Source organism: Streptomyces sp. 8N114 (genome assembly GCF_052245835.1).
In the GTDB taxonomy this organism is placed as follows: domain Bacteria; phylum Actinomycetota; class Actinomycetes; order Streptomycetales; family Streptomycetaceae; genus Streptomyces.
This window is the reverse complement of record NZ_JBQQBT010000040.1, coordinates 1-18813: the sequence shown is the minus strand read 5'-3', so window position 1 is coordinate 18813 and position 18813 is coordinate 1. Positions and strand designations below refer to the sequence as shown.

Below are 18813 nucleotides of genomic sequence, written 5' to 3'. Positions count from 1 at the left end.
CGACGTGGCGATCAGCCGGGCAGCGTACCTGCTCGGCGTCGCCCCCTCAGTGAACGAAGCGGAGCCGCTGCTTCCCGGCTGGCGGGCACAATCTATGGAGCCGCGCTTTCCGGGTTCCGAACGGAAAATGATCGATCGATACGAGCTTGATCACCACCCGCCGCGGGCGACTTGGGATGCGCCCAGAACTTACTAAGCGGGAGTTGATACCAGCCTTTTCACAAGGCCATGAGCGTGACGCGGCCGTGCCGGATGCAGCCCCCGCCCGCATCCGGCACGTGACTCAGCTCCTGGTGCCGGCCATGGTCCGCTGCTTCGGCTGCTTCGGCTGCGTCATCTGCTGTGGGGCTTGTGCGGGCTTCAGTCCGTACCCGATGCCAGTACGCGCCAGGCTCGCCTTGTGCTCCTGCGCCTTCTTCTCCTGGGACTTGAGCTTTCCCGGAGAGAGCTTGGCGCGACGCTGGAAATCGGCTAGGACGGTCTGCACGGATTCACCGTGGAATTTCACGTAGTCCTGTGCGCCGGCCTGCAGGTTTTGAAGCTTCTTTGTTTGTGCTTCGTAATCCCTCTTCTCTTCCGCAGTCTTGCCGGGGCCCTGCTGAAGATGATCATTGAGTTCTTGCCGGAGAAACTCGCGCTCCTGGACCGCCTTGCCGACGCTGCGCAGACGGACCATCAGCATGGCTTCCAGATCCTCGGAAGGGGTGAGTTTCAGCGAGCTGTCGGGGCGGACCCGGCCGTCCACGTGCCAAGGCGAGTCCGAGTTCTCGGACTGGCTGTTGAAGGCGGACAAGTCGAAGCCCTTGGACCAACTGAAGCGCACGGACCGGGGGTGGATGTCGATGGCCGCACCGACCACCCCGCCCCAGGACTCTGCTGCTTTGTCCGAGCTGGCCCGGAGGACGTCTGCGGTGACTTGCCGGATCTCGTCGTGGTGGGCCCGGTCCTTGGTCGAGGCGGCGAGCCGGGCGAGCCTCGCAAGCGACCGCAGCGACATCTCGTCGCTCAGTTTCGCCTTGCACGCGGTCTCGATCCGCCGATCCGCCCGCTCACCGGGCTGCAGCGGCGCGGAGCTGACCCAGCCGCGCTCGTCCGCCTCGAAAACATGCATCTCGGCACCGAGCGCTACGGCGCGGCTGGCGCCCTCCGCCAGCTTGTGCCCCGTGGCGAGGGTCTCCATCTCCGAGAAGCGGGGATCGATCTTGGCTGCGAGGTTGTTGAGGGCGCACAGGGGGTCCTGCGTCGCCGCGGCTGCGAAATGGAGGCGGAAGCCGGCCTCGGCGAAGCCCTTCATGTCCTCGGCCAGTGCCTTCGGATCACGGCCGTCCGTGAGCAGGATGGTATTGCTCCCGGAAGCGATGGCCTGCTTGGCAGCCTCCAAGTGCTGGGCCGGTTCCAGCGGCTTGTCACCGAGGGTGACGAAATTGCCCTCACCGAGCTGCTTCTCCGCCAAGCTGCGGATCGCATCAGCACCGCTTCCCTTGGCACCGGCGACGACGACCAGAACCGGCCGGGGATCCTCCTCGGTCGGCGCGATCTGGAACGGCGGATAAGACGGCTGCCCCGGCCCCGAAAGCGCACTGTCGACAGCATCCCCCGCGGCCTCCAGGGAGCCCTCGGCCGCGTCCCCGCTGCGGGGCGTGGGGGGCCCGGCACTGGCCCCATCCGCGGTACTTGCGTCGTACTTCCGGAGTTTCTCGTCGTGCATCCGGAGTGTCTCGTCGATCTCGTCGACGAAAGCTTGCGTGTCGCCCCGGGACCTGGCTACGTTCCTTTCCGCTTCGTTCCGGAGGGCCGTGTCCGCCCCGCCTTCCGGGGCAGTGTCCGCTGAGGCTGCCGCGCTGTCGCCCGAGGGCCCGCCCAGGTCGTCGTACCACCGCTCCCTGTCTTCCGGGGACAAAGACTGCCACCGCTCACGCTCGCTGGCGTCCCAGCTCCTCGCGCCCTCTATCGACTCGGGCCTGTTCCTCTCATCGTCCTCGCCGAGCATCCAGTCATCGTTCTCGTCGACGGCGGTTTGCGCATTTCCCCGGGACTCGGAGGTGAGCCTGAGCCTTTCCCGGTCGTTCCGGAGGACCGCGTTGACCGCGCCTTCGAAGCTCACGTCGGCAGAGGATGCGATGTCGTCGCCGAGTGCACCCTCCACGTTTTCCCCACCCAGCCAGCTGCGCGCCGCTTGCCTGCGCTTCTCAGGTGCGTCCACTTCGTGCAAGGCCACGTCGTCATGGGTCGCCCACATTGCCGCGGAGATGCGCTGGTACCTGCCGAGGAAGTGGAGGGGAGTGAGGTCCATCCTCATGGCCTCGGCAACCAGGTCGGGGTTACGCCACAGCATCTGCAACAGCCGCCTCTCATCCTGCAGATGCTGCGCGGAATCGTAGCCCTCGGGAGTAGCGGCCTCGCTGCCGTCGGCTGCCCCCGCGCCACCCGGCGAGGTACCGGCCGCGCCGGTGCGCGCGCCGTCCTGCGACTCCGGCCCGACATCGCCCAGGAGCCCGTCTGGGGATGCTTTCGACCCGTCGTTGCCGTCCGCGGCTGCCTCGGCGCCGCTCGCCGACTCGGGCTCGCCCGCATCCCCCGCATTCGCGCGCCCCGTGCCTGCCTCGTCTCCCGGAGCGGCGTCCGCAGGGGCTGTCGCGCTGTCGCCCGAGGGCCCGTCCAGGTCATAGTCCAAGTCGTATACCCGCGACCAGCCATCGTCGTCGGGGACGGCCCGGCCCACCGCCGACTCGAGCCCGCCCCTCTCCCCTGTGTTGCGGACCGCGGCCAAGTCGCTGTCCAAGGTGGTGTCCGCGGAGGCCACAGTGCTGACGCCCACGGGCGCGTCCGCCTCACCGTCCCCGGCCCCGACCTCGCCCTCGGCCTCCGCCTCCATCACCCCATCAATATCCGCGGCGACGCCCTCCGGGCCCTCCGCCCGCGCGGGCCCGCCCCACTCCGCTGCGTTCCGGTCCGCTGCGATCCGGCGGCGCGCGGCCAATTCGCTTTCCGGGGTGTCGGAGGGCCCGCTGTTACGGAATCCATCGGCTGCCATTGTTTATCGCTCCCCGTCTTCCCGCTGCTGCTCGCTGTCGCCAACCGGTTCCGCCTCTTCCCGGGCCAACTCGTCCAGCCGGGCCGCATACCCCTCGAAGGTGGCGATCAACTTGGCCAGTTCGGGGTCGGCCGGGTCGAGGGGGAGGTAGCGGTCCTGGCGGGCGATCCACCAGCGGCCCCCCGAGGTGATCGCCGCGCCGTCCGGCGTGAGGGAACGGGCCCTCCCGGCGGCCAGAGCCTCGTGCAGCGGGCGCACGGTCGCATAGTCGTCGATGACCTGCGAGCAGTAGGCACGCGCCGCCTCGACGGCGTCGTGGTTGTCCGGGTGGATCGCCGTACGCCACTCGCTCATTCGGCGGCTGACCGCCAACCATCGCTCCCGTTCCGCTTCGCCCGCACCGAGAGGGGAATCCGCGAACTCCATACGGTCGGCACAAACCTTCTGCGCACGGTCCATCAACGCCCAAAGGGCATCGAATGCACCAATGGACAGGACATCCCAGCCGCCCGGCCGGGACCCCTCACTTCTCACATTTCGTACGGCGGCCACGCCAACTCCTCGCACACAAAGCCGAAATTCCCAGCCAGAGCCACAGTAGCGACCCCGGGAGTTACTGACGCCTCGAAAACAGCGCTCAGCAGCCGGAATTGGTATCAGCTCTGTCACAACGCTCCGGTAAGGGAGTTGTCCTTCCGTGATCGGCCACATTGAGGTATCCGGCGAGCACTTGGAGTGCAGGGCCCAGCCCCATGCAGGGCGATGACGATCTGGTTGTGCACCGCCGAGCCGGCAAGAGGCGTCCGGCCACCGACTGGGGCTGCCCCGGTGAAAAGGGCCTCGATTCCGACGCACGCACCCCCCACCCGCGGCCCCGGGAGCAAAGGCAGGAACGACCCGACCCGGAATCCACCTCGCCGCATGCGCGATCCGGCCGCGCCTTCCCGAACTCCTGGTGTTCGACCACATCGCCCTGCCGCAGGCCGGCACCCGGATCCCCGCGGGAGGAGCCGCACCAGGCGAAGAACTCCAAGAAGCCGTCGTCCGCGAAGGCGCCGAGGAGACGAGACTGTTGACAGCCGCCGTGGTCTATCAGAACGCCGTCGAGGACAAGCCCCACCCTCGAGACGGGACACCCCCACCGCACAGCTTCTTCCACCCCCGGGCCCTGCGGACACCCCCAATACGTGGTAACACCAGATCCACCGCGACGGAGACGACACCGACCTCACCTTCACCTGCCGCTTCCTGCTCCTCCCCTGCAACATTCCTGTCCGACACTCAGGACACCTGACCCGACCGCACCGTCGTACACGACCCCAAGAACCCTGAGCACAGGAGCCTCCCCGGTACACCGCCGCCGAGCGGGACCCCTTCCGGACCGCCGTCATAAACGGCGCACTGTGCCTCGAAGGCGGCAACGCTGACGACGGCCCCTCTCCCCGACCTGGCGAACTCCGGGAGCGTTCCAACGCCACTGGTCGGCGCCAGGTCCAGTAGCGCCCAACTCCACGGGGACCACGGACCACCGGCCCTGCCACCAACGACCGGGCCCAACCGCCGCAGACCGCCGCCGCCTTTTGACGTACGCACGCCGCCGCCTCCGGGGTCACATCCCCCGCCGCGGCCCCCGCGAGGAACCATCACGCTGCGGCGGCACCACCGGCGGAACCGAGGGCGGCTGGGGCCGCTCGGACTGTTGGGCCCGGGCCGCATGTTCGGCGGCCCGGCGGGCGTCCGGGAGGGTGGCGCGGATACCCACTTCACGGCGCAGCTCGATGGCCCTGTCGCGCAGTTGCTCGGCGCGTTCGCGCATCTGCCGGGCCTCGGCGGTGGCGGCCTGGGCGTCCTCCTCGGCGGACGTACGCGCGCGGGCCAGGACCGTCTCCGTATCGCCGCCGGACTCCTGCCAGCGGGCCAGCACCTCATCGTGGCGAGCCGGATCCCCGGCGGTGACCGCAGCCTGGTCCCGGAGCCGTTCGGCTGCCATCAGCTCCTCGGCGAGATGGGCGGCCTGCTCCTCAAGGTGGTGCAACTGCTCCTGCACAGCCGCCGCTGAGCACCCCGCGCCCAGCGTCCGCCGGCCCCCAACTGCGCGGCCGAATCACGCTGCTCGACGGCATTCTGATCGACCTGACGACGCACGGCCTCGGCCTGCTGCCGGGCGGAGCGCCACTGGCGGACGGCCTCGACCCGCGCCGCCTGGGCACCGGCCCGCTGCTCGATCCAGCCCGCCGGGAACCGCTTCCGCCCACAGCCGCTGGGCGCGCGCCTGCTGCTCCTCGGCAGCACCGTCGGCAGCCTTCGCCCCCTCCAGCGCACGCCGGTTCGCCTCCCGCAACTGGGCATCCGACAGCCGCCCATGGAGCCGCTCCTGCCACGGCGGGGCCTGCGCAGGCGGCGGCAGCCGACTCCTCATCGCCGTCACCCCGCAGCATGCGGCATGCCTTGGTCAGCAGCGAGCACCCGGCGAGCGCAAACCAGATTTGTCGGGCCCTGGTCGCCTTGGGGCCGAGCCGCTCTTCGATCCGGAGTTGCGGTCCGAGGGTCCGGAGGAGGAGGACCGTCTGCGGTTGAAAACGGCCACGCCTGCTCGCCATCCCCACATGGTTGCTGGCTCAACCAGGGGCAGGTCCGTGCTGCGGACCTGGGCCACTTACCTGCCAGGTCATCGCCCCCGGCGCGTCCGCATGCCATGATCGGCGGCGTACGGAGCCCGACCGGCCGGAAGGACGCCATGCCCGCCTACGCCATAGCTCACCTGCAGGAAGCCACCCCGCACCCGGAGATCGCTGAGTACATCGAGCGCATCACCGCCACCTTCGAGCCGTACGGCGGTCGCTTCCTCGTGCACGGGACGCAGCACGAGGTGACGGAGGGGAGCTGGCCCGGGCACGTCGTGGTGATCGGCTTCCCCGGGATCGCCGAGGCACGGGCCTGGTGGGACTCCCCCGCATACCAGGAGATCGCACCGCTGCGCTCACGGCACATTGAGGGCGACCTCATCCTGGTCGAAGGCGTCCCTGAGGACTACGACCCGACTGCCACGGCGAAGGCGATGCGGGAGGCCCTGCCTGCCGAGTAGCCCCTCGGAAGGGGGAGGCCGGTCGAGGGAGCTGTGCGGGTGCCCGCTTTCCCCGGCTGCTCCCACAGCCACTCCACGAACATCACCAGGTTCCGGAGGTGACGGCGAGCAGGGGGACTGCGCTGGCCACACACAACTTGCTCCAGCTCGCTCCAGCTCGTCCAGTCCTGCGCGTAGCCCCAGCAGGTGCGCTCGGGGCAGCCGTCGGCGACGGCACGCACCGCCTGCCCGTCGATGTGCTCGAGGGCGGCGCGGGTGGCGGCGTCGTAGGTCTCGGGCCGTGCGGCCGGCACCGGGGTGACAGCCGGAGCGTCCGGAATCTTCGGTTTCGTAATAGATCTTTCGGTACTGGTTCCGGGCCCTTCTGAACGACGGACACGGAAAGCTTTATCCGGAGCCCACAGAGCCTTCGGCGGACTGCTCATGCTAACCGGTGTCACACATGAGTATGCTCGACCGTATGACCACACGTACGCGTACCACGGTCAGCCTGCCGGCCGATCTCGTCGCCCACGCCCGCGCCGCCTCCGGCGGCAACCTGTCGGCCTACATCGAGCACGCGCTCCGGGCCCAGCAACTGCGCGACGCGGCCCCCGCCGTACGGGCCTGGCGCGAGCAGGCCGCGAACGACACCGAAGAACTCGCCGACATCTTCGGCGAAGACGTCGCGTGACGCCGCTCGCCCGCGGACAGGTCTGGCGCGTCCAGCTCGCCGCCAAGAGCCGGGCCGTGGTCATCGTCGAGTCGGACGCCGCCCTCGAAGCCCTGCCCGGCACCGCCGTGTGCATGATGATCGACGAGACCCAGGGCGCCCCGGACACCGTCGTCACCATCCCCATGGCCCGCCCGGTGCGCGGCGCCGCCGTCGCCATCGATCTCACCGCGCTGACCGACAAGCGGCTAAGGTCCGGCGAGTTCCTCGGCACCGTCGACGCGGAGACCATGGACCGGATCTCCGCCGCACTGCGCGTCACCCTGGACCGCATCTGACAGGCTCGAACGTCGGCAGTGGGGGCGAGGATTGGCCTCAGCGAGCGGCGAGGAGGCAGGAAGATGGCCCGCGTCTGGCTGGATGTGCCCTTTGCGGAGAAGGACGAGGCCAAGGCGCAGGGGGCCCGCTGGGACCCGGCCGCCAGACGCTGGTTCGCCCCCCGGCAGGGGATGCCGGGCCTGGAACGGTGGGCGGCGCTGCCGGACATACCCGCCCTCCTCCCGGGCGAGGACCGGGCTTTCGGGTCCGGATTGTTCGTGGACCTCGTACCGTCCTCGTGCTGGTTCACCAACGTCCGCTCGTGCGTGGCGCCCCGCGACTGGGAGCGGCTGCGGCGCATGATCAACGGGCGGGCCGGGCAGCGGTGCGAGGCGTGCGGGCGGGGCGAGGACCGTACGGCACGGCGGTGGCTGGAGGCGCATGAACGCTGGGAGTACGACGAGGAGAGCGCGGTGCAGCGGCTGCGGCGGCTGGTGTGCCTGTGCACCGACTGCCACACCGTCACCCACTTCGGACTGGCCGAGATCAACGGCAAACGGAGCGCGGCGCTGGCCCACCTGCGGTCCGTCACCGGGATGTCGGCGACCGCGGCGGAGAGTCACGTACGGGCCGCGTTCGCGCTCTGGCGGGAGCGCTCGGCCCGCGAGTGGACCCTGGACCTGAGCATGCTCACCGGTGCGGGCATCACAGTGGTACCGCCGCCCTCGGCCCCCGAACGGGAGCGGGCGGCGTGGCGGACCGTACGCCGGGAGCGGGCTGCCGGGGCACCCGCTGCTCCCCCTGTCACCGCCCGGCCCGCAGCCCCCTCACCCGCGGTACGGGAGACACCCTCGGCGCGGACAGTGAGCGAGGAGGAGCTCGCCCGCGCACTGGACACCGTCTTCGGCCGGCCGGCCCCCGGAGGCGGGCCGCAGTGGATCGCCGTACCGCGGTGGCCGTGGTTCTGCCACATGTGTGACACCCACATGAGGCCGCCGGACATCGCCGTGGCATCGGTGACCGAGACCTCCCAGGGCCAGTGGCGGATCGTGTGCCGACCCTGCGAATGGGCTCACTTGGTGGACGACTTCGCCCTGCCCGGACCGGTCCACCGAGCGGTGCTGGCATCGGCGGCCGAAGCCCTGGAGACCCCGCAGAGCGCGGCCACCTGGGACCCGGGTGAACGGCGCTTCCGCACCGTCACCGGGCAGCTCACCGACGGGCGCCAGGAGCGCGGGAAACTCCCCTGACCTCCCGGCCGGGACGGTCGGGCCAGGGGTCACGTCGCCCGGCGCGGCCCGTCGCGGCGAGCGGGATCCGGACGCTGTTGAGGTACGGCGGGCGGAGCGGGGCGCTGTTGCGGTGGACGGGACTGCTGCGCCCGGGCGGCCTGTTCGGCGGCGCGCCTGTCGTCCGGAAGGGTGGCACGCACGCTCCCTTCGCGGCGGAGCGCGGCAGCCGTCTCGCGGAGCTGACGGGAGCGCTCGCGCATACGCCGAGCCTCGGAAGCGGCAGCCTCCGCGTCCTCCCCCGCAGTGGTACGTGCACGGGCGAGGACCGCGTCGAAATCGCCCCCGGCCTCCTGCCAGTCGGCCAGGACCTGCTCCTGCCGGGCGGGATCCCCGGCGGTGACAGCGGCCTGATCGCGGTGCTGTTCGGCCTGCGCGAGCTCCTCGGCGAGCCGTGCTGCCTGCTCCTCCAGACTGCGCAGATGCTCCTCCAGTGCACGCCGCTCCGCACCGCGCACCGCGGGCATGCCCATACGGTGGGTGGCTGCCAGCCGCGCGGCCGACTCCTGGCGTTGAGCGGAGTTCTCCCCGGCCTGCCGGCGCACGGTCTCGGTCTGCTGCTGGGCGGTACGCCACTGGTGGATGGCCTCGACCCGCGCCGCCTGGGAGCTGATCCGCTGCTCGATCCGGCCGCCGGGAAGCGCTTCGGCGGCAAGTCGCTGAGCACGCCCCTCCTGCTCACCGGCAGTGCTGTCGGCAGCCCTCGCGGCCTCCAGCGCCCGACGGTGCGCCTCCCGCAACTGCGCGTCGGTGAGCCTGCCATGGGGCCTCTCCTGCCAGGCCGGGACCTCCTTGGCTGTGCTGGCGGCCGGCTCCTCGTCCGGGGCACCCCGCAGGGTCCGGCGGGCCAGTTCCCGCCGGGCATCCGAGCCACGCCGGACCCGCTCACGGTCCTCGAGCACGCCGGGAGCGAGCTCGCTGAGGGTCTCGCGGGCCTCGGCGATCAGCCGCTCCTGGGCGGCGGCCGTCTCGTGCGCCTCGGCGGCCTGCTCGGCCAGTTCCCGGGCACGTTCCGCACGTTCAGGCGTGCGGGCGTTGCGCAGAGCATGGGCGCGGTTGGTGGCGTCCTGCGCGGCCTGCCGGGCGGCGTCCCGAGCGACCTCCGCACGCTGCAGAACGGCCAGCGCCTCCTCCACCCGCTGGACGCGATCCGCGCTGCTGCGCCCGCGCCAGTCCGTCCGGCGCAGTGCGTCGCCGTCCATCTCGCCCAGCCGCGTGCCCGGCAGTTCGATGCCCGAGCTGGTCCGCCAGGCGCCGACCGCGGCACTGGCCGCGTCGTAGTCGGCGGCAGCCACCGGATCGGCGGGCCGCTCCCCCAGCGCGACAGTCTCGTGCCCGAACTCCCACAGCCTGCGGTACGTGTACGTCGCCAGCGCGGCCCGGTCCCACAGCTTCCGCGCCGCCTCATCAGCGCCCGGACGGGGGCCGAGCGCGACGAGCCAGGCAGGGGCCTCGGCAGCCAGTTCGTCCGCCGTCCGGGCGGGTTCGCCGAGAGGCTGCGCAGCGCGCCACACGCCGCGCAGAACCGCATCCATGCCCTCGGCGGAGGGGGCCGGCCCGGTGGGGGTGGGCCCGTCGTGGCCGGCCACATCGCGGTAGACCGCCGCCGCGGTGAGCCGCTCCTGCCAGACCGCCGCGTCCTGCGCATCGGCGGGCCGGGGACCGTAGACGGCAGCCCAGCCCTCGCCCGCCTCGGCGTCGAGCTGGGCGGCTTCACCCAGCTGTGCGGCACGCTCCCGCGCAGCGGCAGCCAGCGCCTCGGCCGCCTGGACTGTCTGCGCATCGTCGCCCGGCTCGGCCTCCGGCAGCAGCAGCCCGAGCGCCGTCAGCGGGTCGGCGCTCGGTGCCGGAACAGCAGTCAGCAGCTGGGGCGCCGTGGCCGGACGGGGCGCGTCCTGCGCACGCCGGAAGTCCTCGGGGGACCCCTCGTCGACGTCGACGGCACGGGCGTTGCGCGCGTGCACGACGGCGGCGATGTCCCGCACCGGATTGCCGTCGCCGTCGAGGAAGTCCCGCTGGTTCCAGGTCGTCCCGAGCAGCCGGTCGGTGTCGATTCCGTCATCGGCCAGCCGCCCCAGCTGCGCACGCAGCGCGGGCCACGCGGGTGCCGAGACCAACTGCTCAGCTGCGTCCTGACCGAGAAGAGCGACCACTGCGCGGCGGGCCCGGTCGTCGGCGATCTGGTCGAGGACAAAAGCCAGCCGGGCCGTGTGAGTGCGCACCGAGCGGGCCGCTTCCTCGCTGCGCCGCCCAGTCATGGTGGCCGACTGCTGGGTGCCGTCACGGCGCAGCACGGCCTGCCAGACCTGGCGATCGGTGAGCCGCTCACCAGGCTCGCCGGTCTCCGGGTCACTCGGCTTGACGGTGACCAGATAGGCGTAGTTGGCCAGGCGGCCCCGGGTCAGTGCCGGGTAGGCGCCGTTGCGGTCCATGGAACTGTCGAACAGGGCATGACCGGTGTCGACAGTCAGGCCCTGAGCGCGGTCCTTGGTGACTGCGTAACCGAGCTCCACCGCCTCGCCGACATACGCGGCGGGCAGCGTGACACGGCGGCCGGTGCGGTCGTGCACGGCAGTGATACCGCCGTCGTCCTCGACGGCTTCCACCGTCCAGGTGTCCCCGTTGCGCACCCACTGCCGGCCGTCATGAGTGCGCAGTCGACGGTCGTTGGCGCGCGTGACGACCCGGTCTCCGGCCCCCGCCCGGTTGCCGTCTCCCAGCTCGGCCTCGACGCCGGTGTCGACCTCACCACGGGCCGCCAGGTCGCTGCGTGCGCGCTCGTTCAACTGCGCAACGAGCGCGTTGCTGGAGGCGATCATGACCGAGTTGAGGCCGTCCGCAGTGTCCCGCTGCCAGGCGGTGTAGACGGCATCCAGCATGGCGTCGGCACTGCCGTGCGCAATCCGGCCGCGCTGCGCATAGGCGTCGAACGAGGCGTCCGCATCGCCGCGGGAGACCGCCGCCGCAGCCTCGACCTCCCAGCGGCGGATCGTCTTGTCGGCGTCCCGGAACCGGCGCACCTCGGACAGATACTGCGCACCCGCGTCGGCCTCGATCAGAGCCAGCGCGCCCCCCACTCCCGGGGAGCCCAGCTGGCGCGGATCACCAACCAGAAGCAGCCTTCCGCCGACGGCTTCCACCTGCTCCGCCAGCGCGCGCAGATCAGGAGTGGATGCCTGGCCCGCCTCGTCGACGATGACGATCTGTCCCGGGCGCAGAGACCACTGAGAACCGCCGTTCCGCTCGCTCATGTAGCGCCAGCGGGCAATGTTCTCCGCGCGGATTCCGGCTTCCTCCGCGAGGTTGTCGGCCTGCACCTGACCGCCCGCCAGGCCCAGAACAGGGAGCCCTTGTGCGTCCGCGGCCTCCCGCACCAGCCGCATGATGGTGGTCTTTCCGGTGCCCGCGGGACCGATGACAGCGCCCACCCGCACGTCCGAACCCAGCACGTTCCGCACGACCTGACGCTGCTCCGCGCTGGGAGTGAACCCGCGCTCCTCGTCCCCCGCAGCGATGGCCGTGTCGACCTGCTCAGTACTCAGAACCCGCACCGAAGCCGGCCGGGTCGCGGCCTCCACCAGCTCCCGTTCGGCGGCCAGGATTCCGTGCGAGGTGAAGACCTGGCCGGTGGCGACCGGCTCGAAGAGAGAGGCTCCGTCGGCCCGGCGGAAGCGCTCCGGAAGCGCCACTGCGTCCGGCGCGTCCAGCCGCTCACACAGGTCCGGATCGAGCAGCGCATCCGTGGCCCGCTCAACCGTTTCGCCAAACGCGGCGTCGTCCAGCCGCACATGCCATCCCGACTCCACGAGCTGCCGGTAGACCTCGGCAGCCGCGTTGGAACGGGTCCACTGCGCGCGCTGTCCCTCCAAGATGCGCAGTGCCCGCACGGGTATCTCGGTCAGCGGAACATCCGCCTCCGCAGTGGTGTCCGCATGCTTCCGGGATACCTCAACCGCGTGCTGCAGCAGTGCTTCAGGGTGCGCAATACCCATCTCCCGGGCCTGCTCGATCCACCTGCTGCGCTCCTCCTCGTCGGTGGTCGGCTGCTTGTCCGGACGGGCTGTCAACGTGGCGGCCTGAGCCAGCTTGTACTCCTCCGCACGGGACGGCTCACGCCCCTCCCGAACCCTGAAGTCACGGGTCATGGAGGCCAGTGCGGCCTCGGTGGTACAACGGCGCTGCGAGAAGCCCCGGACCACCTCGTCGTCCACCCCGAGGAACTCCCGAACCGGCCGACGGGCGGGACGCACCGAGTTCTGCCGGGTCCTCGCCAGGACACCGAACTCGGCCACCATCTCCCGCTCCAGCTCGGCGGTGTACTGCTCGGAGAACTCCACCAGACGGGCGTGCAGCGGCCGTGCGTCCAGCGCCAGCCAGCGTCCGTCCTCGGTGCGAACCTTCGAGCTGATCTCCAGATGCCGATGGAAATCCGGATCGCCGGCGCGGGAGCTGCGATGGGTGAAGACCGCCCCGATGAACCCCCGTCCGGGCACCTGAACCTGTGCTGCCGCGGTCGGTCCCACCCGCGTCCAGCACGTCTCCTTCTCGATGCGCGCGAAGACTTTTTCGAACGCCGCGCGCTCCACTGCTTCCAGCCGTGCGCGCTGCTCGTCGTCGGCCGTGGCCCACAGCACGGAGAAGCTTTTGACGGGTGAGAAGACCATCTCCCAGCCCGCCCGCGCCGTGCGGTTCCCCTCCTTGTCGGCCTTGGCCTGCAGCTGCTGACGGCGCGCTTCAGACGCCTCTGGCTCCGCTTGGAGGTACTTCGCGAACAGCTCGTCGGCGGGCGTATAGCGAGGCCACGCGCGGCCCATCCGCTGACCGCTGACAGGGTCCACAGCGTCCTTGAAGACCGCGTCGGCGGCCTCCTGAGTGACCGTCCCCGACAGTCCGAGCGCCGCCGCCTCGGCCCCCATCCACTCACCCGGAGTGTCCCCGCCATCGGCCCACTGCTCGGTCACTCCCCGCTGGCCGACCTCAACGTCATCACCGCAGACGGTGCGCATGAGGTAGTCGATGCCGGAGCCTGCTGAGAGCGGGTGCAGCGTGATCACCGGCAACCCCCACGGGACCGCGATGCGGAGCGACCATCGAGCCGCGGTACATGTGGTATCCGCGGTATCGAGGGGTCATCTGGGAGCTGCATGGGATCAGTTCACCCGATCGAGGGAGCTTGGCGCAAGGGAATAGCAAGAGGTGTGACTGGATTGCATTTAACCGGCCCTTGGCCGGACGGCTCAACTCGTTGAGCCGTCCGGCCAAGGGCCGGTTTCCTTTGTCCTTTGGGCGTTGGCGTTACCGGTCACGCATGTGATCCGGCAATGCCAACGCCCAACAACGGTGAGGAAGATGACCACGGTAGGGAAGTCAGGGCGGGTGGGTGAGTGGGTGGGGCAGCCCGCGGCCCTGCGCGGCGGGACGGGGGAAGGCCGCCGGTGGCCGCGGCGGCGGGCGGCGACCAAGGCGGGCGGCAGGTGCGGACCCCGGCCCGCGGGCGCGGCGGCGCGCGGTGGAAGCGACGCTCGGTGGCGCCCTCGAACCCGCTGCACACGCCGCACAACCACAACAGGCCCCGGCGCCGCCCTGGAGCAGCCGAGGCCACCAACCAGTCAGCCACTGCCCACCGAGCGGGCAGCGGACCAACATCACGCCGTGGCCACCGCCGGGGTGCCCATCTTCTGATCCCGGACGCCCACGGGAAGCGCTCGGACCCGCTGGCACCACGCGGTGCTCTGAGTCACCACGAACAACAGAACCGCGCCTGCGAGCATCGCCCACAACCCGAACTGGGCCAGGCCCGCTCCAACAACGAAATTGCCCACCGAACTCCCCGACCTGCCAATGGAACCACTGACGGCCATCGTTCGGGCCTGGAGCTCCTTCGGAGGCAACAGGCCGTTGATCGCCTGGAGCTGCGCGTACGGGGCCGACCCAGAGATACCGGCAAGGATCCAAACCACGGCGACCTGCCAGACCGGCACGACGACGCCCAGCGCACCCAAGCCCAGCACGGCCAGCTGAGCCACGATGGCGACGTACGCCACCGTCAGAATCTTCCAGGGCTGCACCCGCTCGCCCACACGCATCGCTAGCAGGGCTCCCGCGATGCCCGCGAACGCGGACGCACTGACGATCGTCGCGACCGCCCCCATGCTGGCACCGGTCTCCTTGGCCCACATGGGCAAGGCCACTCCGTTCAACGGAGCAATCAGCCCCTCGACGACGAACAGCATTCCGTTCACCCTGCGGAGCGTGCGGTTCTTCCAGACGTAGGCGACGCCGCTACCGAGGCTCTTCCAGTACCCGCCCGGCTCTGCCGGAACAGGAGTCTCCATGTCGCGCGGCAGGGCGAAACCGGCGATGAGAGCGTTCACCTTGAGCAGGGCCGCAGCCCCGATCACGCCCACCAGGACGTACGACGACGCAAACGCACCGAGCGTAGGCCCGAAAGCCTGACTCGTGATGATCGCCGCGGAATTGAAAGCGAACCCTCGCTGAGGCGTGAGCCCGACGTACATCGCCACCTTCGGCGAGATGGTGTCCTTGGCGAGAGTGTTTGCGCCGCCCGCACCCCCCAGCACAGCCATGGCTCCGATCAGCACCAGGATGGGGGGCTCGTCCATACCGACGAGCACGGCGATCCCCACCGCGCAGACCGTTTGGACCGCCGCGGCAACCCACTCGGTCCGTCGCGCCCCGATCTGGTTGATCACCGGACCGAGAAGAAAGCGGACAACAAATGCGGCGCCCAGCAACGCACCGCCTGTCGCGCCGCTCATGAACGGGTCGCCAGTCACTGAGAAGACGAACATCGGCACGATCAGCATGATCGACCACTCGGCCAAACCTCCTGCGAAGGTTGCGCCTTGCGCCCACGCCACGGGGCTAAAGTGCCTTGCGTACGACATACGCAGGGCCAAGCCGTTCCAAGCCACGGCTGAACCTCCCAAGCTCCATAAGGAGCCCGGGAACCCATGACGGATTGACCCGACGGGTTCCACGGTGCCCCACCGGGGGTGTCCCGGCAGGGGGGCTCGGACAGATGCCGGAGGTACCGGGGTGCGGCGAAGCAAGCCCCGGTACCTCCGGCATCTGTCAAGCTCCTGTGCCGGGACACCCCCGGTGGGACGTCAGGACCCGCCGCACCCACGGGACTTCACGTGGATTTGGGATTTGCGGCACCGGCACGAAGCGCCGGGAACACCGCAGCCGCAGAGCGGCTCGGATTCAGCCCGAACGCCGCCCCCTGCCTGCCCCGGCCTCGGAAGACCGTCAACGGAATCACCGCACACGCCCGCACACAAAAAAACAGGCCCCGGACGCCCTGTGGCGCCGAGGCCGAACACCAGCCAGTCAGCCGTTGCCCACCGAAGGAGGCAACAGCGTGACACTCAACGTATGGACTACTTCACCGGGGCAACCTGCTTCGGACGGTCCTCCCGGATCTCCGGAGTGAGCCCCCTCATGTCCTTCCGGAACACCGTGCTCTGGGTCATCAGGAAGTACAGCACCGCAGCCGCAATCAGCGGCACCGTCAGCCCGAAGTGGTCCACGACGAACCCGGCAGCGAGGCCGCCGAGGGACGCCCCCAGCTTCGTAACCGAACCACCGAGGGCCCTCGCCCGGCTCCGGAACTCCTCCGGAGGCCACCAGTACATGATCTTCCCTACCACCGCATAGGGGAACGCCCCCGCGAACCCGGCCACGACCCAGGACACCATGACGAGCCACACCGGCGCACCCAGAGCCAGCACAAGCAGCTGCGGAACGATCAGCAGATACCCTGCGGCCAGGAGCACCGTGGGCCGCACCCGCTCGATCACCGGTACGGCAACGAGGCTCCCCACGAAGCCCGCGAACGCCGCCGCACTGACAAGCGCTCCGATCACCCCCGGACCGGCGCCGGTCTCCTTGGCCCAGAGGGGCAGGAACACACCGTTCATCGGCGCGACGAGAAAGCCCATGAGGGCCAGCATCACGTGCAGCCTGACGAGCAAGCCGTCCTTGCGGAAGTAGTTGATCCCTTCGCCGAGACTCCGCCAGTACCCGAGTTTCTCCTCGCTGGGGTCCATCTGGACATGGCCCGGCTCCATGCCGTGCGGCAGCGCCAGACCGATGATCAACGCGCTCGCGGTGAACAGCGCGGCCACCACAACCAGGCCGACCACAGGCACCGGCGCCAGAAGCGCACCGAGCGAAGGACCGAACACCTGACCGGCGGTCATCATCGACGAACTCAGGCTGATACCGCGGCCCTCGGCGACACCGACATAGCGCGCCGCCGACGGAGCCAGAAAGCTCTTCGCCAGAGTGCCCGCACCGCCCGCAGCACCCATCAGCGCCAGGAGCGCCAGCAGCAGCGGAAAGGGCAGCTTGTCCATGCTGATGAGCACAGCGATCACCACGACGCAGACCGTCTCGACCATGGAAGTGATCAACGACGTCCGCCGCAACCCCACACGGTCCACTACCGGACCGGCCAGAAACCGCGCGACAACAGCCGGCGCCAGCTCCGCGAAGACAACCATCCCTGCGTGACTCGTACTACCGGTCGTGGCGAAGACGAACCAGGGCATGGTCAAGGTCAGCACCCATGTGCCCATGACCCCCGTGAACGTCGAGGCGAGCACCCACGACAGGGTGCTGAAATGCCTTGTCATCGACCACCGCAGGGCCAAGCCGTTCCAAGTAGACACGGCCATGACACCTCCCGAACTTCATAGGAGGCTCGGAACCACAGACACGGGCTCCGATGCCCCGCCGGGAACGTCCCGGCAGGGGGGCCCGGACGGGTGCCGGAGGTACCGGGGCGCCGCGGAGCAAGTCCCGGTACCTCCGGTATCCGTCAAGCTCCTATGGCGGGGCGTTTTCGGCGGGGCATCGGAGCCCCACCTCAGGCCGTCACTGGGCGATGTGCGGCACTGGATCTTGAGGGACACCGTCGGCCCGGGCACACCGAAAGGCCCCCGGCCCCCGCTGTACGACACGCCTTCGGAAGAGCACCACCACCACGAGGCGAACCAGTCCGCGCAATGCGGTAACCCTCACGCTGGAAAGACCCCCGGAGAGACCACTGGAGAACCCACCGGAGAAACCACCGGCCGTTGGCTCAGCCCCATTCGGAAGTTGAGCCAGCACCGGCCACGGCCGTTCTCCTTGCCTGTGGCGGTCACACGTGAGATCAGAAGCCCCTTGTGGCGGGCGTTGTGAGCGTGAAGCATGTGCACGCATGACGTCACGACACAACGAACGCCTCCAGGCACGGCGCCAGGCGCTGCGCGAACAGCACAAGCGCGAACTGGAGGAGGCCAAGCGGCGCCAGGCCGCCCAGCTCGCCACGGTCACCACCTTCGACCAGCGCATAGCCAAACTGGAGGACGCCCGGCGCGAGGTGGCCGAGGCGGTCGCCGAGGCCGTCGCCGTGTTCGGCGGCCGCCGCGAGGTGGCCGCGGCCCTCGGCCTGACCGCGGCCGAAGTGCGGGAGTACCTCAACACACACAACCGCGACGCGGACAGAAACGCGGACGGAGACGGAGACGCCGAGGACAACGCGGCCCCGGACACCAACCCGGGCGCCCCGGCAGCCGAAACCCCCGCACCCCCCGAAACCACTGCGCACCCGGCCCCGGAACCCCCGGCCGGACAACCCCCCGCCACCACACCGGCCCAGGCCCCGCACCCGGTCTGACCCAACCAGCAACCCGCACACAAAAAAGGTCCCGGCGCCGCCGCGATGGCGGCGCCGGGACCTACTACCCGTCGGTCTCGGCGAGGGTTCAGATCTTGCGGATGCCCTCGGCCCTCTGCTGCCCGCGCTCGTAGGAATCCGCAACGATCTCGTCCACGCGCTCGCTGGCCTCCTCGTACGTCACATCGAGGTTCGGGACCCCCAGATCCGTGCTGTCGCCGCTCTGGGTGGAGGCGCCGCTCTGGCTCGTGTCCGTCATGGCTGACGTCCCTTCTTGGCTGCCGGACATCGTCTGACTCCGTCTTCGGAGGGGCCCGCCCCTTGGTGGGCCCTGCCCGGCGCCGCCCTTCAGGGCCGGGGGGTGGGGTGGGGGCAAGCCCGCGCACTTCGGGCTTGCGGCCACCCCACCCCCCGGCCCAGCTTTTGAGCAGCCGGGTAGGGGTCACCAAGGGGCCCCCGCAGACAGATCCAGACGCCTGACACCGCGGAAGAAAGGCATGCCTTGGCAGAAGCCGCGACGTCCAAGGCGGACCGAACAGAGCGGCGAACTCGCACGTGCACAACAGCCGAACGGCTCGGTGCACAAGCCCGGGAAACCGGCCGAGAGGCCGCTCGGCACGGCGAGTACCGGGGGTACGGCGCCGTGCCGAGCAGCTCCACTCAGCGGACGGAACAAAACCACGGCCCCGTGCTGCACGACGGCGAGGTACTCACGGCCCTCACACACAAAAACGGGCCCCGGGGGGG

Annotated in this window: 14 protein-coding genes; 6 read left to right on the top strand and 8 right to left on the bottom strand. The window is 70.2% G+C overall.

The window, feature by feature from the left end; all coding sequences use genetic code 11:
• Window positions 1–283: 283 nt before the first annotated feature.
• Window positions 284–2674: a hypothetical protein gene (locus ACTWQF_RS35635; RefSeq protein WP_443283919.1), complete on the bottom strand. Its 2391-nt coding sequence runs from the start codon at window positions 2672–2674 to the stop codon at window positions 284–286.
• Window positions 2675–3037: 363 nt separating this feature from the next.
• The gene (locus ACTWQF_RS35630) at window positions 3038–3460 is read right to left on the bottom strand and encodes a hypothetical protein (RefSeq protein WP_433109032.1); all 423 of its coding nucleotides are present in this window, start codon (window positions 3458–3460) and stop codon (window positions 3038–3040) included.
• A 529-nt stretch (window positions 3461–3989) separates the two neighbouring features.
• Here ACTWQF_RS35630 and ACTWQF_RS35625 point away from each other — a divergent pair.
• Complete coding sequence (locus tag ACTWQF_RS35625) at window positions 3990–4328, top strand: NUDIX domain-containing protein (RefSeq protein ID WP_443283918.1); 339 nt, start codon at window positions 3990–3992, stop codon at window positions 4326–4328.
• A 315-nt stretch (window positions 4329–4643) separates the two neighbouring features.
• Here ACTWQF_RS35625 and ACTWQF_RS35620 read toward each other — a convergent pair whose 3' ends face one another.
• Window positions 4644–5069 carry a hypothetical protein gene (locus ACTWQF_RS35620; protein ID WP_443283917.1) on the bottom strand — a complete coding sequence of 142 codons (426 nt, stop codon included), beginning with the start codon at window positions 5067–5069 and terminating at the stop codon, window positions 4644–4646.
• 702 nt (window positions 5070–5771) lie between these two features.
• Between ACTWQF_RS35620 and ACTWQF_RS35615 the strand changes: the two genes are divergently transcribed.
• The gene (locus ACTWQF_RS35615) at window positions 5772–6119 is read left to right on the top strand and encodes a DUF1330 domain-containing protein (protein ID WP_443283916.1); all 348 of its coding nucleotides are present in this window, start codon (window positions 5772–5774) and stop codon (window positions 6117–6119) included.
• Here the strand turns inward: ACTWQF_RS35615 and ACTWQF_RS35610 are convergent.
• Window positions 6065–6412 carry a hypothetical protein gene (locus tag ACTWQF_RS35610; RefSeq protein WP_443283915.1) on the bottom strand — a complete coding sequence of 116 codons (348 nt, stop codon included), beginning with the start codon at window positions 6410–6412 and terminating at the stop codon, window positions 6065–6067. The two genes, ACTWQF_RS35615 and ACTWQF_RS35610, sit on opposite strands and share 55 nt — an antisense overlap.
• 167 nt (window positions 6413–6579) lie before the next feature.
• Between ACTWQF_RS35610 and ACTWQF_RS35605 the strand changes: the two genes are divergently transcribed.
• From ACTWQF_RS35605 to ACTWQF_RS35595, 3 genes are all read left to right on the top strand, one after another.
• Window positions 6580–6792, top strand: coding sequence for a type II toxin-antitoxin system CcdA family antitoxin (locus tag ACTWQF_RS35605; RefSeq protein ID WP_443283914.1), 213 nt, complete (start codon window positions 6580–6582; stop codon window positions 6790–6792).
• Complete coding sequence (locus tag ACTWQF_RS35600; RefSeq protein ID WP_443283913.1) at window positions 6789–7109, top strand: type II toxin-antitoxin system PemK/MazF family toxin; 321 nt, start codon at window positions 6789–6791, stop codon at window positions 7107–7109. Before ACTWQF_RS35605 ends, ACTWQF_RS35600 begins: the two co-directional genes overlap by 4 nt.
• Before the next feature lie 63 nt (window positions 7110–7172).
• Entirely contained in the window at window positions 7173–8339 is a 1167-nt protein-coding gene (locus ACTWQF_RS35595) for a DUF5710 domain-containing protein (RefSeq protein WP_443283912.1), read from the top strand.
• 29 nt (window positions 8340–8368) lie between these two features.
• Here the strand turns inward: ACTWQF_RS35595 and mobF are convergent, their stop codons facing one another.
• The 3 genes from mobF to ACTWQF_RS35580 all read right to left on the bottom strand — a co-directional run bounded on the left by mobF (window position 8369) and on the right by ACTWQF_RS35580 (window position 17080).
• On the bottom strand, window positions 8369–13432 hold the full coding sequence (mobF, locus tag ACTWQF_RS35590; RefSeq protein WP_443283911.1) for a MobF family relaxase: 5064 nt from the start codon (window positions 13430–13432) through the stop codon (window positions 8369–8371).
• A 591-nt stretch (window positions 13433–14023) separates the two neighbouring features.
• Window positions 14024–15259: a hypothetical protein gene (locus ACTWQF_RS35585; RefSeq protein ID WP_443283910.1), complete on the bottom strand. Its 1236-nt coding sequence runs from the start codon at window positions 15257–15259 to the stop codon at window positions 14024–14026.
• Window positions 15260–15781: 522 nt separating this feature from the next.
• Window positions 15782–17080 (bottom strand): MFS transporter, encoded by a 1299-nt coding sequence (locus tag ACTWQF_RS35580; protein ID WP_443283909.1) that lies wholly within the window; start codon window positions 17078–17080, stop codon window positions 15782–15784.
• 527 nt (window positions 17081–17607) lie between these two features.
• Here ACTWQF_RS35580 and ACTWQF_RS35575 point away from each other — a divergent pair.
• Window positions 17608–18066 carry a hypothetical protein gene (locus ACTWQF_RS35575; protein WP_443250629.1) on the top strand — a complete coding sequence of 153 codons (459 nt, stop codon included), beginning with the start codon at window positions 17608–17610 and terminating at the stop codon, window positions 18064–18066.
• An 88-nt stretch (window positions 18067–18154) separates the two neighbouring features.
• Here the strand turns inward: ACTWQF_RS35575 and ACTWQF_RS35570 are convergent, their stop codons facing one another.
• Window positions 18155–18325 carry a hypothetical protein gene (locus tag ACTWQF_RS35570; protein ID WP_443283908.1) on the bottom strand — a complete coding sequence of 57 codons (171 nt, stop codon included), beginning with the start codon at window positions 18323–18325 and terminating at the stop codon, window positions 18155–18157.
• Window positions 18326–18813 lie beyond the last annotated feature (488 nt).